This is a genomic window from Cryptosporangium sp. NPDC048952 (assembly GCF_043197895.1).
Classification (GTDB): Bacteria; Actinomycetota; Actinomycetes; order Mycobacteriales; family Cryptosporangiaceae; genus Cryptosporangium.
The window spans coordinates 181,236-201,825 of record NZ_JBICTY010000002.1; the positions used below are offsets into that span (position 1 = coordinate 181,236).

19 protein-coding genes are annotated in these 20,590 nt (G+C 70.4%); 5 read left to right on the forward strand and 14 right to left on the reverse strand.

Annotated elements, in window-relative coordinates:
• Nucleotides 1–48: 48 nt before the first annotated feature.
• A complete protein-coding gene (locus tag ACGFY5_RS09005; protein WP_392719031.1) occupies nucleotides 49–1,077 on the reverse strand; it encodes an NAD(P)-dependent alcohol dehydrogenase in 1,029 nt (342 codons plus the stop codon).
• Nucleotides 1,078–1,162: 85 nt separating this feature from the next.
• Between ACGFY5_RS09005 and ACGFY5_RS09010 the strand changes: the two genes are divergently transcribed.
• Nucleotides 1,163–1,705, forward strand: coding sequence for a TetR/AcrR family transcriptional regulator (locus tag ACGFY5_RS09010; protein ID WP_392719032.1), 543 nt, complete (start codon nucleotides 1,163–1,165; stop codon nucleotides 1,703–1,705).
• A 162-nt stretch (nucleotides 1,706–1,867) separates the two neighbouring features.
• Here ACGFY5_RS09010 and fahA read toward each other — a convergent pair whose 3' ends face one another.
• From fahA to ACGFY5_RS09035, 5 genes are read right to left on the reverse strand one after another with little or no spacing between them, the layout of a single operon-like run.
• Nucleotides 1,868–3,052: a fumarylacetoacetase gene (fahA, locus tag ACGFY5_RS09015; RefSeq protein WP_392719033.1), complete on the reverse strand. Its 1,185-nt coding sequence runs from the start codon at nucleotides 3,050–3,052 to the stop codon at nucleotides 1,868–1,870.
• The gene (locus tag ACGFY5_RS09020) at nucleotides 3,049–3,873 is read right to left on the reverse strand and encodes a hypothetical protein (RefSeq protein WP_392719034.1); all 825 of its coding nucleotides are present in this window, start codon (nucleotides 3,871–3,873) and stop codon (nucleotides 3,049–3,051) included. Before ACGFY5_RS09020 ends, fahA begins: the two co-directional genes overlap by 4 nt.
• Nucleotides 3,849–5,009 carry a homogentisate 1,2-dioxygenase gene (locus tag ACGFY5_RS09025; RefSeq protein ID WP_392719035.1) on the reverse strand — a complete coding sequence of 387 codons (1,161 nt, stop codon included), beginning with the start codon at nucleotides 5,007–5,009 and terminating at the stop codon, nucleotides 3,849–3,851. Before ACGFY5_RS09025 ends, ACGFY5_RS09020 begins: the two co-directional genes overlap by 25 nt.
• Nucleotides 5,006–6,604 (reverse strand): FAD-dependent monooxygenase, encoded by a 1,599-nt coding sequence (locus ACGFY5_RS09030; protein WP_392719036.1) that lies wholly within the window; start codon nucleotides 6,602–6,604, stop codon nucleotides 5,006–5,008. Before ACGFY5_RS09030 ends, ACGFY5_RS09025 begins: the two co-directional genes overlap by 4 nt.
• Nucleotides 6,601–7,551 carry an MBL fold metallo-hydrolase gene (locus ACGFY5_RS09035; RefSeq protein WP_392719037.1) on the reverse strand — a complete coding sequence of 317 codons (951 nt, stop codon included), beginning with the start codon at nucleotides 7,549–7,551 and terminating at the stop codon, nucleotides 6,601–6,603. The genes ACGFY5_RS09030 and ACGFY5_RS09035 overlap by 4 nt, the downstream gene beginning before the upstream one ends.
• A 166-nt stretch (nucleotides 7,552–7,717) precedes the next feature.
• On the opposite strand from ACGFY5_RS09035, the gene ACGFY5_RS09040 reads away from it, so the two are divergent.
• Both ACGFY5_RS09040 and ACGFY5_RS09045 read left to right on the forward strand, forming a co-directional pair.
• Nucleotides 7,718–7,876: a hypothetical protein gene (locus ACGFY5_RS09040; RefSeq protein ID WP_392719038.1), complete on the forward strand. Its 159-nt coding sequence runs from the start codon at nucleotides 7,718–7,720 to the stop codon at nucleotides 7,874–7,876.
• A 43-nt stretch (nucleotides 7,877–7,919) separates the two neighbouring features.
• Complete coding sequence (locus ACGFY5_RS09045; protein WP_392719039.1) at nucleotides 7,920–8,345, forward strand: hypothetical protein; 426 nt, start codon at nucleotides 7,920–7,922, stop codon at nucleotides 8,343–8,345.
• 51 nt (nucleotides 8,346–8,396) lie between these two features.
• Here the strand turns inward: ACGFY5_RS09045 and ACGFY5_RS09050 are convergent, their stop codons facing one another.
• The 6 genes from ACGFY5_RS09050 to ACGFY5_RS09075 all read right to left on the reverse strand — a co-directional run bounded on the left by ACGFY5_RS09050 (nucleotide 8,397) and on the right by ACGFY5_RS09075 (nucleotide 16,721).
• The gene (locus tag ACGFY5_RS09050; RefSeq protein ID WP_392719040.1) at nucleotides 8,397–10,322 is read right to left on the reverse strand and encodes a protein kinase; all 1,926 of its coding nucleotides are present in this window, start codon (nucleotides 10,320–10,322) and stop codon (nucleotides 8,397–8,399) included.
• 57 nt (nucleotides 10,323–10,379) lie between these two features.
• The gene (locus ACGFY5_RS09055; RefSeq protein ID WP_392719041.1) at nucleotides 10,380–11,516 is read right to left on the reverse strand and encodes an acyl-CoA dehydrogenase family protein; all 1,137 of its coding nucleotides are present in this window, start codon (nucleotides 11,514–11,516) and stop codon (nucleotides 10,380–10,382) included.
• 83 nt (nucleotides 11,517–11,599) lie between these two features.
• Complete coding sequence (locus tag ACGFY5_RS09060; RefSeq protein WP_392719042.1) at nucleotides 11,600–12,268, reverse strand: GntR family transcriptional regulator; 669 nt, start codon at nucleotides 12,266–12,268, stop codon at nucleotides 11,600–11,602.
• A 304-nt stretch (nucleotides 12,269–12,572) separates the two neighbouring features.
• A complete protein-coding gene (locus ACGFY5_RS09065) occupies nucleotides 12,573–14,387 on the reverse strand; it encodes an AMP-dependent synthetase/ligase (RefSeq protein WP_392719043.1) in 1,815 nt (604 codons plus the stop codon).
• A gap of 156 nt (nucleotides 14,388–14,543) precedes the next feature.
• Complete coding sequence (locus tag ACGFY5_RS09070; RefSeq protein ID WP_392720445.1) at nucleotides 14,544–15,809, reverse strand: TetR/AcrR family transcriptional regulator; 1,266 nt, start codon at nucleotides 15,807–15,809, stop codon at nucleotides 14,544–14,546.
• 108 nt (nucleotides 15,810–15,917) lie between these two features.
• A complete protein-coding gene (locus tag ACGFY5_RS09075; RefSeq protein WP_392719045.1) occupies nucleotides 15,918–16,721 on the reverse strand; it encodes an oxygenase MpaB family protein in 804 nt (267 codons plus the stop codon).
• Nucleotides 16,722–16,788: 67 nt separating this feature from the next.
• On the opposite strand from ACGFY5_RS09075, the gene ACGFY5_RS09080 reads away from it, so the two are divergent.
• Nucleotides 16,789–17,409: a TetR/AcrR family transcriptional regulator gene (locus ACGFY5_RS09080; protein WP_392719046.1), complete on the forward strand. Its 621-nt coding sequence runs from the start codon at nucleotides 16,789–16,791 to the stop codon at nucleotides 17,407–17,409.
• A 250-nt stretch (nucleotides 17,410–17,659) separates the two neighbouring features.
• Here ACGFY5_RS09080 and ACGFY5_RS09085 read toward each other — a convergent pair whose 3' ends face one another.
• Nucleotides 17,660–18,277: a hypothetical protein gene (locus tag ACGFY5_RS09085; protein WP_392719048.1), complete on the reverse strand. Its 618-nt coding sequence runs from the start codon at nucleotides 18,275–18,277 to the stop codon at nucleotides 17,660–17,662.
• 207 nt (nucleotides 18,278–18,484) lie between these two features.
• Here ACGFY5_RS09085 and ACGFY5_RS09090 point away from each other — a divergent pair, with 207 nt between their 5' ends.
• The gene (locus tag ACGFY5_RS09090; RefSeq protein ID WP_392719049.1) at nucleotides 18,485–20,107 is read left to right on the forward strand and encodes a phospholipase D-like domain-containing protein; all 1,623 of its coding nucleotides are present in this window, start codon (nucleotides 18,485–18,487) and stop codon (nucleotides 20,105–20,107) included.
• Here the strand turns inward: ACGFY5_RS09090 and ACGFY5_RS09095 are convergent.
• Nucleotides 20,104–20,562 (reverse strand): HIT family hydrolase, encoded by a 459-nt coding sequence (locus tag ACGFY5_RS09095; protein WP_392719050.1) that lies wholly within the window; start codon nucleotides 20,560–20,562, stop codon nucleotides 20,104–20,106. The two genes, ACGFY5_RS09090 and ACGFY5_RS09095, sit on opposite strands and share 4 nt — an antisense overlap.
• Nucleotides 20,563–20,590: the final 28 nt, after the last annotated feature.

Genomic DNA, 20,590 nt, shown 5'->3' on the forward strand with positions numbered 1-20,590 from the left:
GGCTCATCCGCGCGTGGATGAGCCCGGAAACTCCGATTTGCGTTCGGGTTAGTCGAGGTCGGAGAGGTCGAGGACGAAGCGGTAGCGGACGTCGCCCTTTTCCAGGCGGGCCAGGGCGTCGGTGACCTGCGACGACGGCAGCACTTCGACGTCGGCGGTGATGTTGTGTTCGGCGCAGAACGCCAGCAGTTCGGCGGTGTGTTTCGTGCCGCCCGTGCCCGACGAGCTCAGGCTCTTGCGGCCGAGCGTCAAGTGCATGATGTTCAGCTCGATCGGGCGCGGGAAGCCGACGACGCTCAGCGTGCCGTCGAGCGTCAGCAGGCGCAGGAGCGACTCGACGTCGTGCGGCGCGGGGATCGTGTCGAGGATGAGGTCGAAGCGTCCGACCGCTTCGTTCGGTTCGGTGAGCAGGCTCGTCGCGCCGAGGGTGCGCGCGTCGTCCGCCTTGTCGGGGGTGCGGCTGAGCACTGTGACCTCGGCGCCCAGCGCTGCGGCGAGTTTGACACCGAGGTGTCCGAGGCCGCCCAGGCCGGCGACCGCGACCTGGCTGCCGGGGCCGATGCCGGCGGCGCGCAGGGGTTCCCAGACAGTGATGCCGGCGCAGAGCAGCGGGGCGGCGGCAGCCGGGTCGAGGCCGTCGGGGAGGCGGTAGGCGAACCGGGAGCGCAGCACGTACTCGCGGCTGTAGCCGCCCTTGGTGATCGTGCCGTCGACCCGGTCGGTGCCGCCGTAGGTGGAGGTCGGCCCCTGGTAGCAGTAGTTCTCCTGGCCGGCGAGGCACATCGCGCATTCGCCGCAGGAGTCGACGCAGGTCCCTACCGCGACTCGGTCGCCCAACGTCAGGGCGGTCACGTTCCGGCCGACGGCGGTGACGACGCCGGTGAACTCGTGTCCGGGGACGAGGCCGTCGGTGGGTTTGCCCACCAGGCCGTGGAGGGCGTGCAGGTCGCTGTGGCAGACACCGCAGTAGTCGATGCGGACCGCGATGTCGTCGTCGCGCAGGTCGCGGCGTTCGATCGGGACGCGTTGGAGCTCGGTGGAGGTGGGAGTGCTCTGCCAGGCGGTGGTGGGGCGCACGGGATCTCCTAGAATAGAACCGGAAAGGTTTCCGCTTGCTGTTCGAGCATAAGCGGAAACCTTTCCGATTAGCTAGGAGGGGCCAGTGGTTCGTGCGGACGCAGCCAAGAACCGTGAGCAGATCCTCGCGGTTGCGCGGGAGGCTTTCGGGGAGTCCACCGAGGCGTCGATGATCGGCATCGCGCGGCGTGCAGGGGTGGGGGCAGGCACGCTGTACCGGCATTTCCCGACGCGGGAAGCGCTGCTCGTCGCGGTGTACCGCGACGAGGTGGAGCGGTTGGTCGGGGCGGTGCCGCGGATGCTGGCGGATCATTCGCCGCTCGACGCGTTTCGGGCGTGGTTCTGGATGTTCGCGGAGGCGGTGCGGTTCAAGTACGGGCTCGGGGACGCTCTGCAGGCGCCGGTGCTGCAGGAGGAGGTCAGTGGGACGGTCACGCCGATGGTGGCGGCGGTGCGGGAGTTGCTCGCGGCCTGTGCCGCGGATGGCAGCATGCGGCCCGGCCTGGACGCCGAGGACGTCCTGGTCGTGATGGCGTTCATGACCCGCATCGACCGCCTCCCCGGCGGCCCCGACCAGGCCGAACGAGCCATGGACCTCGTACTGACCGGCCTGGGCCTGCTCGGTTAGCCGGTGGCTCGGCGGAGTTGGGTGGGGGACTCGGCGGGTCGAGGAGGTCGCGGCGGATGTGTTCGAGGCGTTGGCTGCCAGGCGAGTTCCACGAACTCGGGGTCCGTGGAGCGGAGTAAGCGCCCGCGACGGCGGCTGTGCCGCTCGGGCCGAGCGAGGCGGTCAGGGGGCCGGCTCTATTCTTCCGGTCACCTCGCCGAGCGTGAGGCGGCTGCCGTCGACGGCCGGTGCGGTCGCGCTGATCGTCACGGTGTCTCCGTCCTCGAGGAAAGTGCGGGTCGACCCGTCCGGCAGCGAGATCGGGCACTCGCCGTTCCACGCCAGCTCGATCAGCGACCCGCGCTCGTCGTGGCCCTCACCGCTCACCGTGCCGGATGCGAACAGGTCCCCGGTCCGCAGCGACGCACCGTTCACGGTCAGGTGAGCGAGCTGCTGAGCAGCCGTCCAGTACAGCTGGCGGAACGGAGGCTTACTCACCTCGACGCCGTTCAGGCTCACCGTCAACCGCAGATCGAGACCCCAGCGCTCTTTCGTGTCATCCAGGTACGGCAGCAACTCGACGTCACGCGCCGGCGGGTCCACCCGCGCAGCCCCCAGCGCGGCCAACGGCACCACCCACGGCGACACCGACGTCGCAAACGACTTCCCGAGGAACGGACCGAGCGGAACGTACTCCCACGCCTGGAGGTCGCGGGCGGACCAATCGTTGACCACACACACCCCGAAAACGTGCGACGCGAAATCCGTGACCGGCACCGGACCGGCAGCCGGAACCCCCACCACGAACCCGATCTCCGCCTCGATGTCCAGCCGCCGCGACGGCCCGAACGTCGGCACATCCTCCGACGGCGCCTTCCGCTGCCCCGACGGCCGCACCACCGGTGCGCCCGACACCTGCACGGTGCCGGACCGTCCGTGGTACCCGATCGGGAGGTGCTTCCAGTTCGGTGTCAGCGGCGGACTCCCCGGCCGGAACAGCTGCCCGAGGTTCGACGCGTGGTGCTGCGAACTGTAGAAGTCGACGTAGTCCGCGACCTCGAACGGCAGGTGCAGCGTGACCTGGTCGCGCGGTACGAGGTGCGGTTCGACCCGGTCCCGATGTGCCCCGTCCGACAGCCACTGCGTGAGTTGCGCGCGCAGAGCCGCCCACGCCTCCACGCCCTGTGCCATGAACGCGTTGAGCGAGCCGGTCGCGTGGACCGGGTCGCTGGTCACACCCGCCACGTCAAGGACACGATCGCCGATGGCGACGCCGGTCCGCGGCGCATCGCCCGCGACGGAGAACACCCCGTACGGCAGATTCGTGACGCCGTATCCGGTGTCACGGGGGAGGTCGAGCCAGGTCACGAACGGACCCCTTCCAGTAGTCCGAGGGCGATCAGGTCGTCGATCGGCTCGGTGACGCTGCAGGTCCCGAACGACGTGAACGCCGCCCGAGCCCGCCCCACCCGCTCCGCCGACCACCCCTTGACCACCGCCACGAGCCGCGAAGCATCCATTTCCTCGAGCCACTCCACGGCGGTACCGGACTCGAGTGCGTCCACCGCTACGAGGATGTTCACGAAGCCGTGGTGGGTGAAGCCGGTCTCGGGATCCGTGTGGCGCACGGCGTGGTGGAGGCCCGCCGTGCACTTGAACGGGACACCGCGAGTTACGCACGCCGCTATCGACGCGGCTAGCTCCTCGCTCGGTGGGAACGCCGCGGACTCGAGGCCGCCGGTGCGGAGCTTCGCGCGGTAGCCGGCGGACGCCAGCGCGTCCAGCACCCCCTCGCGCGCCACGGATCGAGGAATTTCCACGGCCACCGGAATCTCGCGAGGAAGGATCTCAGCCAGCTCGCTGACGCCCGCCGCAATATCGTCGATAAGGGGAACCTCAACCGCGCGGAGCGCGAGGACCGGGTGGGCGCGCACCCTCGCTAGCGCGTCGGGCAGGTCCAGGGGAGCGGCGATGACGGAGACGCCGAACGGCGGGTCGCCGGTGACCTGGGCGGCGAGCTGCTCGAGGCGCGCGGCGGGGACCACGAACGGGCCGACGAGGTCGCCGTAGCGCGCGACCAGGGCGCGGTGCGCCGGCACGGCCGACTCCATCGGCGCGTCGCCGGGCGGGAAGAGCGCCGCGTCGTCGAAGAAGTGGGAGAACATCAGCGACCGCCGGACCAGGACCACGCGTACCGGCCGTCGTCGGAGGCCAGCCCGGCTTCGCCGAGGTCCAGGGGGCGGAAGGTGTCGACCATGACCGCTGTCTCGTCGAAGTAGTCGACGCCCAGGGAGCGTTCGACGGCGCCGGGCTGGGGTCCGTGCGAGTGCCCACCCGGGTGCAACGAAATGGACCCGACACCGATGCCCGATCCCTTGCGCGCCTCGTAGTCCCCGTCGACGTAGAACATCACCTCGTCCGAGTCCACGTTCGAGTGGTAGTACGGCACCGGGATCGCCAGCGGGTGGTAGTCCACTTTCCGCGGCACGAAGTTGCAGATCACGAAGTTCGTGCCCTCGAACACCTGGTGCACCGGTGGCGGCTGATGCACGCGCCCGGTGATCGGTTCGTAGTCGGCGATGTTGAACGCGTACGGGTACAGACAGCCGTCCCAGCCGACGACGTCGAACGGGTGCGTGGGCACCACGTGGATCGTGCCCCCGCCGCGGTGCTTCACGTACACCTCGACGTTCTCGTCCTCCACCAGGAGAGGAGCCTCCGGCCCTCGCAGATCGCGCTCGCAGTACGGCGCATGCTCCAGGAATTGCCCGTACCGCGACAGGTACCGCTTGGGTGGCGCGATGTGGGAGGAGGCTTCAATCGCGTAGGTGCGTAGGAGCTCGTGTGGCACCCACCGGTGTGTGGTCGCCCGGGGAATGACCACGTAGTCGCCCCGACCCACCTCGAGCGCCCCGAACACGGTCTCGAGCACCGCCGAGCCCCGCTCGACGTACACGCATTCGTCGCCGGTCGCGTTCCGGTAGTACGGCGACGGGACCTCCGACACCGCGTAGGAGATGCGCACGTCGGCGTTGCCAAGTACGAGCCGCCGGCCCGTGACCGCGTCCGCTTGATCGAACTTCAGGTCGTGGAGGCGAAGATGCCGGGGAACCAGCGGCGCGTTCGCCGTCAGTGTCTGATCCGGCAGCTCCCACGTCCGCGCATCGACGATCGCCGACGGAATCCCGCTGTGGTACAGCAACGACGAGTCCGACGAGAACCCCTCCTCGCCGACCAGTTCCTCGGAGTACAGGCCCCCGTCGGGGCGGCGGTGCTGGGTGTGGCGCTTGGGAGGGATGCTGCCGACCTGTCGGTAGTAGCTCATGCGAACGCCTCCTCGCGGGCGAACAGTCGACCCAGTGCGGTGTTCACGTCGGCCGCGGTGGTCACCACGGCGGCGATGTGCGCGTCGGGGCGCAGGATCCAGATTTCGTCGGGGTGGGCGCCGAGGGCCTCGGTGAGGGTTCCGGTGGGATCGAGGTCGTCGATGCGGTGGACCGTGACCGGTCCCTCGATCGGTGGGCAGACGGCGGAGGGACCGACCAGCACCGTAACCCCGTTACGCGCCAGCTCGCGCAAACGGCGCGAACCCGCTACCGGGCAGTCCGGTACCAGCACTCCCGGGGCGGGCACCGGCACGTCACCCCGCGCTGGGCGTCCGGGGAACGGGCGGCGGGGATCCGGGGTGGTCAGCGGGGAGTCCACGTACCAGAACGGTTCCGCGAGGCGCCCGGAGTCGACGTGCGCCCGGGCCTCCGGGTCGTCGACAGCGCGCTCCAGGATCTCCCGGCGGTGCGCGGCGTCGGCCGGCGTCGGCGGCACCAGGAACCGCATCGTCGCCGACGTGACCTCGATGTTCTCGCGCGCCGCCGCATGCCGTTCGTCGTGATAGCTGTCCAGCAACGAGGCAGGCGCCCACCCCCGCAGCACGAACGCGATCTTCCACGCGGCGTTCTCCGCGTCGAGCACCCCCGAGTTCAGGCCGCGCGCGCCGAACGGCGACACCAGGTGCGCCGCGTCCCCGCCCAGCAATACCCGCCCCACCCGCATCCGGTCCACCACCCGCGAATGGAACCGGTACACCGACTTCCACACGATCTCGTACGGCCGCTCGCCGATCACCTGGCGGATCCGCCGGTCCAGCCCGCCCGTCGACTCTTCTACGGCCAGATCGAAGTCCGGCGGCACCTGCCAGTCGATGCGGTACGTCGAGTCCGGGCACGGGTGGATCAGCACCTGCCGGCCCGGATTCCACTCCGGGTCGAAGTAGAAGCGGCGTTCGGTCTCCCAGCCCGGAAGGTCAGTGCGGATGTCGCAGATCAGGAAGCAGTCGGCGAACGACTCGCCGTCGAATGTCAACCCGAGCATCGTCCGTACGTCGTCGCCGCGGGCGCCCGGACAAGCAACGACATAACTGCCTTGGTGGACGCCCATCGAGGTGCTGACCGCGACGCCGGTGTCGTTCTGCGCGATGCCCGTGACGCGGTGGCACCACCGCACGTCGATGAGGGGCTCGGCGTCGATCGCGGCGTCGAGGATCTGTTCGGTTTCGCACTGGGACACGTTGACGAACGGCGGGAACACCGATTTGCCACGGTCGGCGAACCGCATGCTGAACAGTTCGCGGTCGCGGTGGAATGTCCGCGCCGTGGTCCAGGTGACGCCCCGCCGAGCGATGGCCTTTCCGGCCCCCACCGAGTCCCACACGTCCAGCACGTCCCGCTGCTGACAGATCGCCTTGCTCCCGATCACGTCCCGCTCGCCCCGCCCATCCAGCACGACGACGGGCACACCCCACCGCGCCAGCAGTAAGGCGGCCGTCTGCCCGACCGGTCCGTTCCCGATCACCAGCACCGGCTCGACCCCAGCCGCGACAGCGCCGCCGCCATCGGCCGGCGGCGTGGGGGTGGTGGGAGTCACGACTGGAGCTCGTCCCAGACCTGGCGGTCTCGGTCGGCGGTCCAGATGACCGGGCGTTCGATGCCGTGGATCTCGTCCCAGAGGCGCTGGACGTCGAACGGAAGGCAGTGTTCGAAGATCGGCCACGTGCCGTACTTGGGTGCCAGGGCGGCATGGGTGGCGGCGAAAGCCTCGGTGAGCGTCTGCGCGTCACCGACAGTGCGCTGCATCGTCAGCAGGAAATCGCGGGTCTGCTCGATCGCCGCATCGACGGCGTCCCGCCCCCGCGCGATCGCCCCGCGCCCCCCGATCAGCTGCTCGGCCCCCAGTGCCTTGACGCTGTCGAGCGTCCCCGCCGCCCAGTCGAAGTGGAACGCGTCCCCGGTGTACAGCGCGGCCTGGGACTCGACGAGGTCACCCGCGAACACGATCCGCTGCCTCGGCAACCACGCCACGATGTCGCCCTCGGTGTGTCCGCGGCCGTGGAACCGCAGCTCCAACTCACCTCGGTCACCCCCGAGCTCGATCGTCAGCGTGTCGCGGAACGTCACCGTCGGCCACGTGAGCCCGGGAATCGACTCCGGCTCCTCGAAGAGCCGGGGCATCCGCCCGTACTCGCTCTCCCAGTCCTGCTGACCCCGCTCGGCGATCAACGCCTTCGTCTGCGCGGAGCTCACGATGATCTCGGCGTCGAACGCGCTCGCACCCAGCACCCGCACCGCGTGGTAGTGCGACAACACCAGGTACCGCACCGGCTTGTCGGTGTGCTCGCGCAGCTTCGCGAGCCACCGCCGAGCCGCGACCGGCGTCGCGAGCGCCTCGAAGCAGACCAGGAAGTCGTCGCCCTCGATGGCGCCGAGGTTCGGGTCGCCCTCGGCGGTCAGGGCGTACACGCCGTCGGCGAGCACCTCGAGGGTCTGCTCTTTCACGCCGCGGTCGGCGGAGGACGCGAACGGCTTCGTCGCCATGGTGAGGCTCCTGCTCGATAATAGAACACGCTGTTCACCTATCGATCAGCACGTTACGAGCCGTCCACGTCGCGGACAAGGTCCGTGCACAAAAAGGCGTCACCTGCAGCCCCATCAGCATCGACAGCAGCTCGTCGGCGAGTTCGTCGGGCTCGCCGCGATCCTGGTGATCACCGTCGACAACCGGCCGCTGCTGGTCGGCGGCTCGACCGCCCTGGCAATCACGATCGACGTGGTCCTCGTCCTGTCGTTCGTGGCCGGCCTGGTGCTGGCAGCCGTACGCCCGAACGCCGACGCCAACGCCCTGGACGTCGATAGGGTCTGAGTCCGTGCAGTCGGCGGCGCCAGCGCCGGATCGGGAGCCGGTGATGGCGGCGGCGGATTGGAGCGGCCGGGTGTGGTATTCATCGCGGTCGGGCCGGAGGTGGGCCCGGCTGGCGGCCGCGCTGAGCGCGGTGTGCGTGCTGGCGCACGTGCGGATGGCGTGGGACGGGGCGGTTCTCGGCAGCGTGCCGCTGGTGATGGCGTCGCTGGGACTCGCGGTGGCGTGCTCGCCCTGCGCCGTCGGCCTCTGGCGGACGCCGGCCGCGGGGGAGTGGCGGCTGACCGCTCTGATGGCAGCCGCCATGCTCGCCCTGCACGCCCCCCTCATGTCCTTCCCCGGCCACGTACACACTGGCACCGCGCCCGGGTCCCTAGCCGCAGCAGCCCTGCTGGTCCTCACTAGCGGAGTGATTGCCACGCAGGGCCTGCGCCGGACCAGCCGCTCCCCGGCGCAGTTGCCAGCGCGCTAGCGCATCCGCGGCGCCGCCGCCCGCGGCGGTGGCGGGCGCGACGGGGTGGGGTCAGGCGGTCAGGGCGTTGTTTTGGCGCCACCATTCGGCGACCGTGGCCGGGTCGGTGGACGTGGGGTTCTGGATCTCGGCGCCGACCAGGGAGCCGCGGTCACCCCAGGTGATCCACCACGCGCCGTTGCCCGTCCAGTAGCAGGCGGCGGTGCCGGTGGAGTTCCAGCTGCCGTAGCCCTGGTTGCCGACGGTGCCGCAGTCGTGGTCCGGGTCGTTGTCGTCGGAGTAGTCGTTCACCGCGTCGAAGTGGTCGCGGTAGTCGCGGTTGCCCTGGAACTTGAAGTAGCGGACCTGGGTCTCCAGGGTGCCGGCGGTGTCGCACACCAGCGTGGCGTCGACGTCGATGTCGTCGGGGGCGGGGCCCGAGCGGCAGCTCGCCTTGTCGATGCCGCGGCCACTGAGCGTGGACCACAGAGCCTGTTCCTCCGACGAGAGGTCGGCGGGTGCGCTGGGGGTCGGTGACGCCGAGGGTGACTTCGACGCGGCGACGCTCGGGCTCGGACTCGGGCCGGCTTTGGCGTCCGGATCGTCGGTCTGTGACATCACGATCGCGTACGCCGCGAGCGCGAGGACCAGCAACAACACGGTGCCCGCCGCCACGAACGCAAGCGGCGGCAACCCCTTCGCGCGCCCCAGCCCGGGCTGCGTAGGAATCGGCGTGGTCCGCTCGAGCACGGGGCCGGGCACCGGCCCACCGTGCGGCCCTACCGGGTTCCCGCCCGGGCCCACCGGGTTTCCGTGAGGCCCCACAGGACTTCCGTGCGGACCTACTGGGCTTCCGTGCGGACCTACTGGGCTTCCGGGCAACGCGACCGGACTGCCAGGAGCAGCCACCGGGCTCCCCGGAGCCACCGGGCTCCCCGGAGCAGCCACCGGACTCCCCGGCGCCCCGGCCGGCGCGTACCCCGCGGGGAGCGCACCAGCCGCATGCCCCCCGGCGCCGTACCCAGCCGCGAACGGCGGAACCGGCGCCACCGTCGTAGGCCGCACCGGCGGCCGCGGCGGACTGGCCTGCCCCGGTGCGAACGGCCCCGGCAACGGCGGAAGCCCCGACGCGCCCGCCACCAGCGCCGCCAACGAACGACCGTCCGGCGCCGCCACCGCCCGAAGCGCCTCCGAAGCAGCCTCCGCGTCCGGCCGCTCCTCCGGCTCCTTCGCCAGCAATCGGTCAAGAATCGGTCCGAGCTCTCCGGCCCGCTCGGGAGCCCGGTGCGGCGCCGTCGCCACCGCGAACAACCCCGACAACGCGTCCCCGAGATCGAACGCCTCGGCGCCCTCAACGGCCAGATACAACGTCGCACCCAGCGCGAACACGTCAGCGGGCGGACCAGCAGTACCTCGCATCAGACGCTCCGGCGCGATGTACCCGGGCGTCCCGAGCAGCACCCCGGCCGCCGTCCGCGACCCGGTCCCCACCACCGACGCGATCGAAAAATCGGTGAGCAGCACCGTGCCATCCGGCTGCACCAGCACGTTCGCCGGCTTCACGTCCCGGTGCACGACCCCCGCCCGATGAGCGGTGTCCAGCGCATCGAGCACGGTGAGCCCGATCCGCGCGACGACGTCCGGCGGAAGCGGACCCACCGCCGCGACCACCTGATCGAGCTGATACCCGCGGATCAGCCGCATCACGATGCAGGGATGACCGCCGTCCTCCACCACGTCGTACACCGCGACGATGTTCGGATGGTCGAGCGCACCAGCGGTGCGTGCCTCCTGCATCGCGCGCCCGACCATCGCGGTGCGCTCTTCGTGCGTGGACAGCGGCGGTACCGCGAGCTCCTTGACCGCCACCTCGCGACCGAGGCGCTCGTCGTAGGCACGCCAAACCACACCGCTGCCACCGCGGCCGATCTCCGCTGACAGCCGGTAGCGGCCACCGATCAAACGCCCCTGCGCGTGCATCACTTCTCCCGAGACCATCGGAGGGGAGTCTAGGGAGCCGGTGCAAGCGTGAGCAGCCCGGTCAGCTGTGAAAACTTACAGACCGTAGGTCTTGGAGATGATGTCCCGCTGGATCTCCGACGTGCCGCCGTACACCGTCGAGATCACTGACGCGCGCAGGATCCGTTCCATCTCGTACTCGGTGGCGTACCCGTAGCCACCCATCATCTGCATGCCTTCCAGCGCCATCGTCTTCGCGAACTCGGTGGCCTTGAGCTTCGCCATCGACGCCTCGCGCGGGAAGAGTTCGCCGGGGTTGGCGTCGACGAGCTCCGCGGTCTGGAAGACCAGCAACCGCACGCAGGTCAACTCGGTTGCCAGGTCGGCGATCCGGTGCCGCAAAGCTTGGAAAGTTCCGATCGGGCGCCCGAACTGCGTCCGCTGTTTGACGTACGCCACCGCGTCGTCGAATGCGCGCTCCGCGGTGCCGAGCATGAGCGCGGCCAGCACCAGCCGCTCGAAGTTCAGCCCCGCCATCAGCTGACGCCAGCCGTTGCCGACCTCCCCGACCACCGCCGACGCGGGCAGCACGCAGTCGGTGAAGTACAGGTCGTTGACCTCTTTGCCGCCCATCGTGTCGATGCCGTGGATCGCCAGCCCAGCGGTACCGGTGGGCACGGTGAACATCGTCAGGCCGTCGTGCCCGGAGCCGGACGTCCGTGCGACCAGCAAGATGTGATCGGCGATGTGGGCGTTCGAGCACCACGTCTTCTGCCCGTTCACCACCCACGAGCCATCGTTACGCTGCGTAGCGCGGCACGTGAGCGCCGCCACGTCCGACCCGGCTCCCGGCTCGGACATCGAGATCGATTCGACCGCCCCGTCGACGATGCCTCCGAGGATCGTCGTCTTCTGTTCGTCGCTACCGAACCGTTCATACGCACCTGCCACGATGATCGACGTCGCGAAGCCGCCGATCGGGGCGAGCGCCTTCGCCGTTTCCTCGAGGAACAGGCACAGGTCGACCGCCCCGCCACCGGCGCCGCCGTACTCCTCGGGTAACCCGGCGCCGAGGTAGCCCAGCGCGGCCATCTTGCGGTAGAGCGCGTCGCTGTGTCGTTCGCCTCCCGCGACCAACGCGTCCCGCTGCTCGCGCGTGCCGGCCTCGCGTCGGCAGAACTCGGCGACAGCGCTCGCGAACGCGCGTTGCTCGTCGGTGAGGTCAGGAGTCACGACGCCCTCCAGGGCTGCTCGGTGTCGGCCCTGCCGACCGACGGCCGGAGGAGCAGAATCGGTCCGCGTGGACGGTCGGGTAGTTACTCGCTCGCCCAGAAGTTTTGGGCGTCGAGGTGGGTGAGGAGGCGTTCGGCGCCGTCGGTGAAGTGGCGGGCCATCTCCGCGGTGGCCCGCTCGGCGTCGCCCGCTTCCAAGGCGTCCAGAACGTCGTCGTGCGCAGTGAGCATGGACGCGCGCCACCCCGGGTCGGACGAGTAGAAGCTGACCGGCGTGTAGCGCAGCGCGGTGTGCAGGAACCAGGACAGCTTGCGGGCGTCGGCGATGCGGTTGAGCGTGCGGTGGAACTCGAACTCGCGATCCTCGACCTCCTCCGCCGAGGACGCGGCGCGCAGCCCTTCCTGGTGCGTGCGCAGGTCCGCCAACTGCTCCGCGGTGATCGACGCGGCCGCCCGCGCCACCAGCTGACCGGCCACGTGTCCCTGCAGCTCGAACACGTCGACGATGTCCTGCCGCGACAGCGGCGCCACCCGGTATCCCCGGCGCGGCTCCAACTCCACCATGTCCTCGCCGCGCAGCGTCAGCAACGCTTCCCGCACGGGCGTGATGCTGACGCCGAGCGTCGCCGCCACCTCGTCGAGGCGGACGAAGACACCCGGCCGCAGCTCACCGGACATGATCTGGTCGCGCAGGTACGTCACGACCTCGTCGGAGAGCTGGGGACGCCGGCGCCGGATGGTGGCGTCAGTCATGCGGTCCTCCCTGATCGTCCTGGACCGCTAAGATATCAAATATAAGAAGCGCGGAACTCACGTTTGCGGACGAGGCCGTGCCCCTGGTCGGCGGAGTCTGACCCGCGCATGTAGTGAGCGTGTAGCTGGGCCCTTCATGCTCGCGGAAACACCCGGGCGTCGGGTGGTCCGGCGGCTACACGATCTCCCTCGACTGCGTCGGCCGGGCGTCGAAGCCACCTGCCGCTACTCCGTGGTCCTGGCCCGGTGACTAGAACCGGCTCGAGCAGCAGCCGGTGCCGTGTGCGGCACGTTCGACCGCCAGTTACTCCTGTCGGTAGAGGCCTTCGATCGCGTCGGAGTGGCGATCGGTGATCGTGCGGCGCTTGAGCTTCAGCGTCGGGGTCAGTTCTCCGGACTCCGGGCTCAGCGCAGCGGGCAGTACGACGAACTTCTTCACCTGCTCGGGCCGCGCGAGCCGTGAGTTCGCGGCGTCCACGGCGGCCTGCAGTTCGGCGAGCACCAACGGGTGCGCGGCCAGGACGTCCGAGGCGATACCCCGCGCGGCGGCCCAGACCGGAGCAGCCTCCTCGTCCAGGCTGATCAGGGCGGTGACGTACGGGCGCCGGTCGCCGATAGCGACCGCGTAACCAATCAGCGGGTGCGTCCGCAGCAGGTTCTCGATCTGTGCCGGCGCCACGTTCTTGCCGCTGGCGGTGATCAGCAGTTCCTTCTTGCGGTCCGTGATCGTCAGGAACCCGTCGTCGTCGATCGTCCCGATGTCCCCGGTGGCCAGCCACCCGTCGGCGTCGGTGACCGGCGCGACGGACCCGTCCGCCTGCAGGTACCCCTGACAGACCAACGGGCCCCGAACGAGGATCTCGCCGTCGTCGGCGAGCCTTACTTCCATGCCGACGTTGGGGACGCCGACAGTGCCGGTGCGGAACTGACCGGGCGTGTTGATCGTCGCGGTACCGGTGGTCTCGGTCATGCCCCAGACCTCGTACACCTCGACGCCGATGCCGGCGAGGAACGTCAGCACGTCGACGGGGATCGGGGCTGCGCCGCTGCCGGCGTGGACGATGTTGTCGAGGCCGAGCTTGGCGCGGATCGGTTTGAGGATCAGCGCGTCGAGCGACTCGAGCTTCTCGGAGAGCTCGGCCGGCACTTCCTGGTGGTTCTCCCGCAGGCCGTGCACCTGCAGTGCGACAGTCGTGGCGCCGAGAACGGCGTCGCGCACGGCGTCGTCGGCGCCGGCGAGGAAGCCCTGCAACGCGGCGACCATCTTCTCCCAGACCCGGGGAACGCCGAAGAAGGTGTACGGCTTGACCGCGAGCAGCGCAGCGACCGCCTGCGCGGGGTCGGAGACGATGTGGACGTGCCCGGCCCGGTACACCGGGATGTAGATGCCGAGCACCCGCTCGGCGATGTGCGCGAGCGGCAGGTACGCGATCGTCGGGGCGTGCGGGGGAAGGTCCACCAACAGCTCCAGCGCGACGGCCTGGTGCAGGACGTTGCGATGGCTCAGCACGACGCCCTTCGGGTCACCGGTGGTGCCGGAGGTGTAGAGCAGCGTCACCGGGTCGTCCGGGGTGATCTGCGGCCAGCGCTCCTCGAACAGCGAGATGTCCTGGTCCGCGCCGGCCGCTTCGACGGTGGCGAGGTCGGTCAGCCGGGGGTCCTCGAACTCGATCCCGGCGGGATCGATCAGAACGATGGACGTGACGTCGTCGAGCTCGGCGAGTACGGGTGACCAGCGGCTGAGCTGCTCGGCGTTCTCCACGACGAGCACGGTGGCCCTGCTGTGCTCGGCGAGGTACTTCAGCTGGGGTGTGCTCAGCGTGGCGTAGGCGCTGCAGGGCACGGCTCCGAGGTGGACGGCGGCGAGGTCGACGAGCCAGTGCTCGATCCGGCTGGACGCCGAGATCAGCATCCGGTCACCGCGGTCGAGGCCGGCGTCGGCGAGGCCGAGCGCGACGGCGGCGACTCTGCGGCGCAGCTCGCCCCAGGTGACGGTCGAGTCGTCGTCGCCCAGCACGCTGAGTGCCGGGCGGTCGGCGAATTCCGCGGCGTTCGAACGAAGGAGTAAGGGGATGGTCAGCTCGGCGGTGGCCGCCGCGCACTCGTCGGTGAGGGACATCCGTGGTCTCCCTTCACCGGCCACGACGGCCGGCGCCGGCCCGGGTGTGGGGCTTGGCAGCACTGTAAACCAGGGTTAACTTCTGTGGACAGGGAAGGACGCGGATTCGTACGTTGGGCCGCTGTCGTCCCGCGCGGCGGGCGACGGAGGGGGCGCTCAGGCCTGGCGCATGAGGCGTAGGGCGAGGGCCGCCACCAAGGGCCGGAACGAATCCGGCGGCGACGGGTCGGTGGCCCCGCCGAGGTCGGTGACAAGGTTGAGCGAGGCGTGCACCAGGATGCGTGCCTCGGAGGCCGCCAGTTCGGGGCGCACACCCACGAGTAGCCGCACCCATTCGTCGACCTGGAGCCTTTGGATTTTGCGCAGTTCGTGGCGGTCGCGGTCGGGCAGGTTGTTGTTCTCCGCCAGGTAGACCGCGACCAGGTCGCGTTGGCCGAACGTGAGGTCGACGAAGCCCTCGACGAGCCGGCGCAGGCCCTCCTCGTCGGTGGCCGCGGCTTCCAGCGACGCCGTCGTGTTCGAGGTGACCTGCTCGGCGGCCCGGTGATAGGCGGCAGCGAGCAGGTCGGCCTTGCTCGGGAAGTAGCGGTAGAGGCTGGAGGCGTGCAGACCCGAGGCCTTGCCGATGTCCTCCATGCCGACGGCGTGGTAGCCGTGCTGGTGGAACAGCCGGATAGCCGTGGCCAGAACCGCTTCCCGACGAGCGTCCCGAGGTCCCGCGTCCTCGGGCGCGGGCCGGGCGTCGGTCGGTGAGTCGGTTGTGGGCTGGGCGTCCGTCGGTCGGGTGGCGCCGGGTCGGGTGGCGTCGCGGGGCGCGGGGGCGGCGGGTGCCGGAAGCGCGGCGGGAACGTCGGCCGTGAGCAGTGCCCAGCCGGCTCGGCGCAGGAGGTCCACCGCGCGACTGCGCGAGATCGGCGCCCGGTGCGTGGCCGGGCTCGCCAGCGCGCTGAACGCGGCTCGGGTCAGCAGCCGCGGGGCCCGGGGCGGCAGCTCCGGACGGATGACGCTCAGCGGCTCGGCGATGCGACCGATCAGCGTGTTCAGTCCCGCGCGGAACTCGGCCCGGTGCTCGGGCTCCAGGTACCGGTTCTCCCACTGGTACAGGCCGCCGACGCGTCGCTGCTCGACGCTGAGCGTCGCCAGCGCGTCGAGCACGTGGTCGAGCTTCTCGCGGGGGTCGGTGGACTCGGCCAGCGCCCGGTCGGTGGCCGCGCGGATCGTCACCGTCAGTTCCCGCGTCGCGTGCACGAGCATCGCGTACTTGTTCGGGAAATGCCGATAGATCGCGGGCCCGGTGATCCCCACCGCGCCGGCGATCTCGTCCACCCCGACACCGTGGTACCCGCGCGCGCAGAACAGCTCGGCCGCCGCCAGAGCGATCTGGGCCTTCCGGTTCTTCGGACGCTTGGTTGGCGTCGGCAGGGCCGCGTCCGTGTCGTCCTCCGGTGGTCGTACTCATCAGTGCCGCGCTGAAGGGCTGTGTCGCATTGAAAATACCGGGAGCCCGATCGTCACGGCGAGCGACCTCGCTCATAGCAGCGGCTTCCCACGGCGGATGCGCCGTTTGACGTCCCACAACAGGTAGTTGAACGGGAACTCGCGAACGGCGGCGGGCTGCCGGCGGGACAGCGTGCCGATCGTGCGCATCATCGTCTCGAAGCGCCGCTGGCGGCGCTCGTCCCACTCCAGGTGCATCTGCTCGCGGAACTCGGGCGGCAGGAACCCCGTGGTGACGAACGTGTTCAGCGGGACGGACAGGGCGCGGAGGGGCCGGGGTAACCAGTCCGAGCGCACAACGGCGAGCAGGTGCTCACGGATCGTGTCGTCGATGTGCACGTTGGCGAGTTCCGCGTTCCAGTAGCGCTGAAAAGCGGCACGGTCGGGCGGCCACATGTTCGCGCGGACCTCGAGTGTGGTGCCGAGCGCCTGGGAGCGACGGTAGATCTCTTCGGCCTGGGTCTCGCTCAGCTCGTAGCCGAGGGCCGCGTGGACGTCCTCGAAGCCGCGGTAGAGGCACGCGGCGACCCAGAGCTGGAGGCGCGGGTCCATCCCGGAGTAGCGGACGGGGCTCTCGGGCGTCGAGTAGACCTGTTTGTGGGCGACGGCGACGGCGGAGCGGTAGGCGTTCTTCTCCGCGTCGGTGCCGAGCATCGCCACGGCCAGGTACGAGAGCGTGGTGCGCGTGCGCTTGATCGGGTGGTCGAAGAGCCTGCCGCTTTCGACGCGGCTCTCGTACACGCCGTAGCCGACGCCCGGGTGGGCGAGCTGCATGATCACGTTCGCTGCGGCGGCCATGAGGCCCGCGCCGTGGACTATCCGCCGTAAGTCCGTCATGGGCCCTCCCGGCTATCTGATAACGTGCGTTTCCAGATACTGTGGCAGACGTGTCAAGATGTGCGCCATGGAGAGCCTGCGTACGTACGGCGGGGTGGCGGGTACGGAGCGGGCAGCCGAGCGGCGCGCCGCGCTGCTGGGGGCGGGGCTCGAGCTGCTCGGGTCACCGACCGGGCCGGGGGAGCTGACCGTGCGCGGGGTGTGCCGGCATGCCGGGCTCACTGCCCGGTACTTCTACGAGAGCTTCGCCGACCGGGACGCGTTGACCGCCGCGGTGTACGACGGGGTGGTCGCGGACCTGGGGGCGGAGGTCCTCGCCGCGCTGGAGATCGCGCCGGGGACGGCGCAGGCCCAGACGCGTGCCGGGCTCGCGGCGCTGATCGGGAGCATCACCGAGGACCCGCGGCGCGGGCGGTTGCTGTTCTCGCGGTCGCTCGGGGCGAGTCCGGTGGTGGCGGCGCGGCGTGCGGAGTCGACGCGGTGGTTCGTGGATCTGTTGACCGCGCAGGTGCGCGAGTTCTACGGGATCTCGCGGACGCCGCGGATCGACGTGGCGGCGGAGTTGTTGGTGGGTGGGGTGGCGCAGGTTCTCACGTCGTGGATGGACGGGGTGCTGGAGGTCAGCGCGGACGAGCTCACCGAGCACTGCACGAGCCTCTTCCTCGCCCTGGCGGGCGAGCGCCCCTGACGCGCGCCGGTGGCGCGGCGAGTGCCGTTGACGCGCGCCGGTGGCGCGGCGAGTGCCGTTGACGCGCGGCGGTGGCGCGGCGAGTGCCGTTGACGCGCGGCGGTGGCGCGGCGAGCGCCCCTGACGCGCGCCGGCGGCGCGGCGAGTGCCGCTGCGCCAGCCCGTCTGCGGCCAGCCCCTCTGCGGCGAGCGCCTCTGTGGCGCAGCCGCGGGCTGGTGCGGCGAGGACGGCCGCGCGGGTGGGGTGCGGCTATGTCGCGGGGTGGGGCGCGGTCAGCGCCCGGGGGTGGTGTGCGCCCGACGGGGGCGCGTACGTGGATCCTGCCGGAAGCGCCGCCGGGGGAACTCCCGCAGGGAGTGCCGCGGGACGGGCCCCTGCGGTGAGCGCCGGGCGGATCGGCGCGGGGAGGGCGGCGACGGTCGGGAGGGCCGCGACGGCGGCTGCTGCGGTCGGCAGGGGAGTGGGTGCGAGCTCGAGGCGGGCTCGGTGGCGGAGCCAGAGGGTGCCCACGATGCCCCACGCGACGCTCGCAATCCCGACGATCGTGAGCCCGATCAGCCCCAACACGATGTCGCCCCAGAGCCACCCACTCGTCACCACGAACTTGGCCCCGTACGCCACCAGCATCACACCCGCCCCCGACGCCGACGTGGCCACCGTCCAGTGCGGACGTGTCGTCGGTCGGCACATCAACGGCCAGGTCACGTACGCGACCGCAACCGTCAGTGCGACGACGAGCACCGGCGACCGCCCGTGCTGCAACGCCCGCACCCCGAGCACGGTGGCCAACCCCGTAGTGAGCGTGATCGCCGCCAACCACCGCCACCGCCGATTCCGGCTCGGCTCCACGCGAGTCCGCGCGGCCACCGCCGCTGCTAAAGCGACAGCCATCGCATACGTCAACACAGAGCCTCCCCGACGCCGGAGCCAGTCGAGTCAGATATGTAGCATTAAGTCCCCTCAACCCGGGCGTGTCGCCACGCCGCCCCACCCGAGACCACATCGGAGTACCGAACGCGACAGACTTTCCCGAAATCGCCCCGGAGAATCGAGGCAACGACTGGAGGCCATCACATGCGCGCGCAGGCGAAAGCAGATGGACTGACCGTCCGAGCGGTCGCGGGAAACAACGTCGTACTCCTGGGCTTCGACCTACCCGCCCCGAGCACCGCCGGGCTCCTGGGCTTCGGCATCGAACGCACCGACCACACCGAGGGCGAACGCTACTGGCTCCGTAACGACCTGGCGTTCAGGAACAGCCGCGGCCGCACGACCGACGTCAGCCCCGTACAGACTTTCCGCTGGGGCGACTACACCGCCAAGCCCGACCACCACTACACCTACCGCGTCGTCGCCTGGGTCGGTACGCCCGGAAAGCTGATCCCGCTGGCCGAGGCCGCGGTCGAGATCCGCACCGAGGGCTACCTCACCGGCAACCACTCGGTGTATTTCAACCGGGGCATCGCCGCGTCCCAGCAGTACGCCGCCCGCTTCGGCAACAAGGCCCCCGCCGACATCCCGCGCCGCGAAGCCTACACATGGCTCAGCCGAGGTCTGGAGGAAGCGCTTCTGGCGTTCATCGGCCAGGCCGCCGACGCGTCCTGGGAGCTGCAGGGCGCGTTGTACGAGTTCCGTCACCAGCCCGTTCTCGACGCGCTGCGCATCGCCGCCGACGCCGGCGCACGTGTCCGTCTCGTGGTCGACGCGTCGACGAAGGACGACAGCCCGCGGGAGACCAACCTGGCCGCGATCGCCGACGCCGGGCTCGGCCCGAACGTCATCCCGCGCGAACACTCGAGCGCGATCGCGCACAACAAGTTCCTCGTCGCCCTGCGCAACGGCACACCGGTCGCGGTCTGGACCGGCTCGACGAACATCACCGAGGGCGGCATCTTCGGGCACTCCAACGTCGGCCACGCGGTGCACGACCCTGACGTCGCCGCCGCGTTCTCGGCGTACTGGCAGGAACTCGCCGCGGACCCGACGTCGGCAGTGCTGCGCAAGTGGGTGGGCGCGAACCCGCCGGTGCCGTCCGGGCCCGCGACCTCCGGCACGCTGTTCAGCCCGCGTAGCGGGTCGGCCGCGATGCTCGACTGGTACGGCTCGCTCGTCCGCGGCGCCCAGCGCTCGGTGTTCCTGACCGCCGCGTTCGGCGTCGCCGAGCGGTTGCGGCCGGTGTTCGTCGAGGAGCGCGACATCCTGCGGTACGTGCTGCTGGACAACAACCGCGGGCGGATCGACCTGATGATCCGCGACGCCGACCCCGACAACCAGGTGTCGGTGGGGGCCGCGCTGCCGGCGGGGAGGTTCGGGCAGTGGCTCGGGGAGTCGACGCTGGACCTCAACCAGCACGTGAACTTCATCCACACGAAGATCCTGCTGATCGACCCGCTCGGCGACGACCCGGTCGTGCTCACCGGCTCGGCGAACTTCAGCCCGGCGTCGGTGTCGTCGAACGACGAGAACATGCTGGTCATCGCCGGGGACACCGCGGTCGCCGACATCTACCTGACCGAGTACATGCGCCTGTTCACGCACTACGAGTTCCGGTACGCGGTGACGGCCCGTCCGGTGGCGGCGCCCGGCCAGGCGATCACCCCGCGCCGCTCCCTGACCCCGGACGACTCCTGGGTACCCCGCTGGTACGAACCCGGCTCGGCCCGGGCCAAGGAACGCGCCCTCTTCAGCGGCAACTAGTAGGCGCCGGCCACGACCGCGGCCAACCGCCGCGCGAGCGCCAGCTGGAGTTCTGCATGCGAAGGCCCCAGCCGGTGTTCGGGAGCATCCCGGTCGGGATACCGCCACACCGGCCCACCGCGGTACTCGTCGGGCTCCCACGAGTACCGGGCGTGCACGTGGCCGTGCAGGTGCTCCCACGAGTTCCCGAGCACCTCGTAGTTGATCCGCCGGAACCCGGGCCCCGCCTCCGCGGCGACGACCTCGCCGAGCAGCGCCAGATCGAACAGGAACTCGGTGCGGCGGGCACGCGGCAGATCGGTGAGGTGGTTGGCCTGCCCGGCGTAGAGCAGAAGGCAGTAGCCGGGCAGGTGCTGGGTGTCTCCGATGACCGCCCAGCCGGTGCGCAGGCGGCCGAGGACGGTCGGGTTTTCGCCCCGTTCGGCGGCGGCGAGGGGATCGTCGCGGGAATCCATGCAGTCGGTGATACCACGTCCTAGGCTG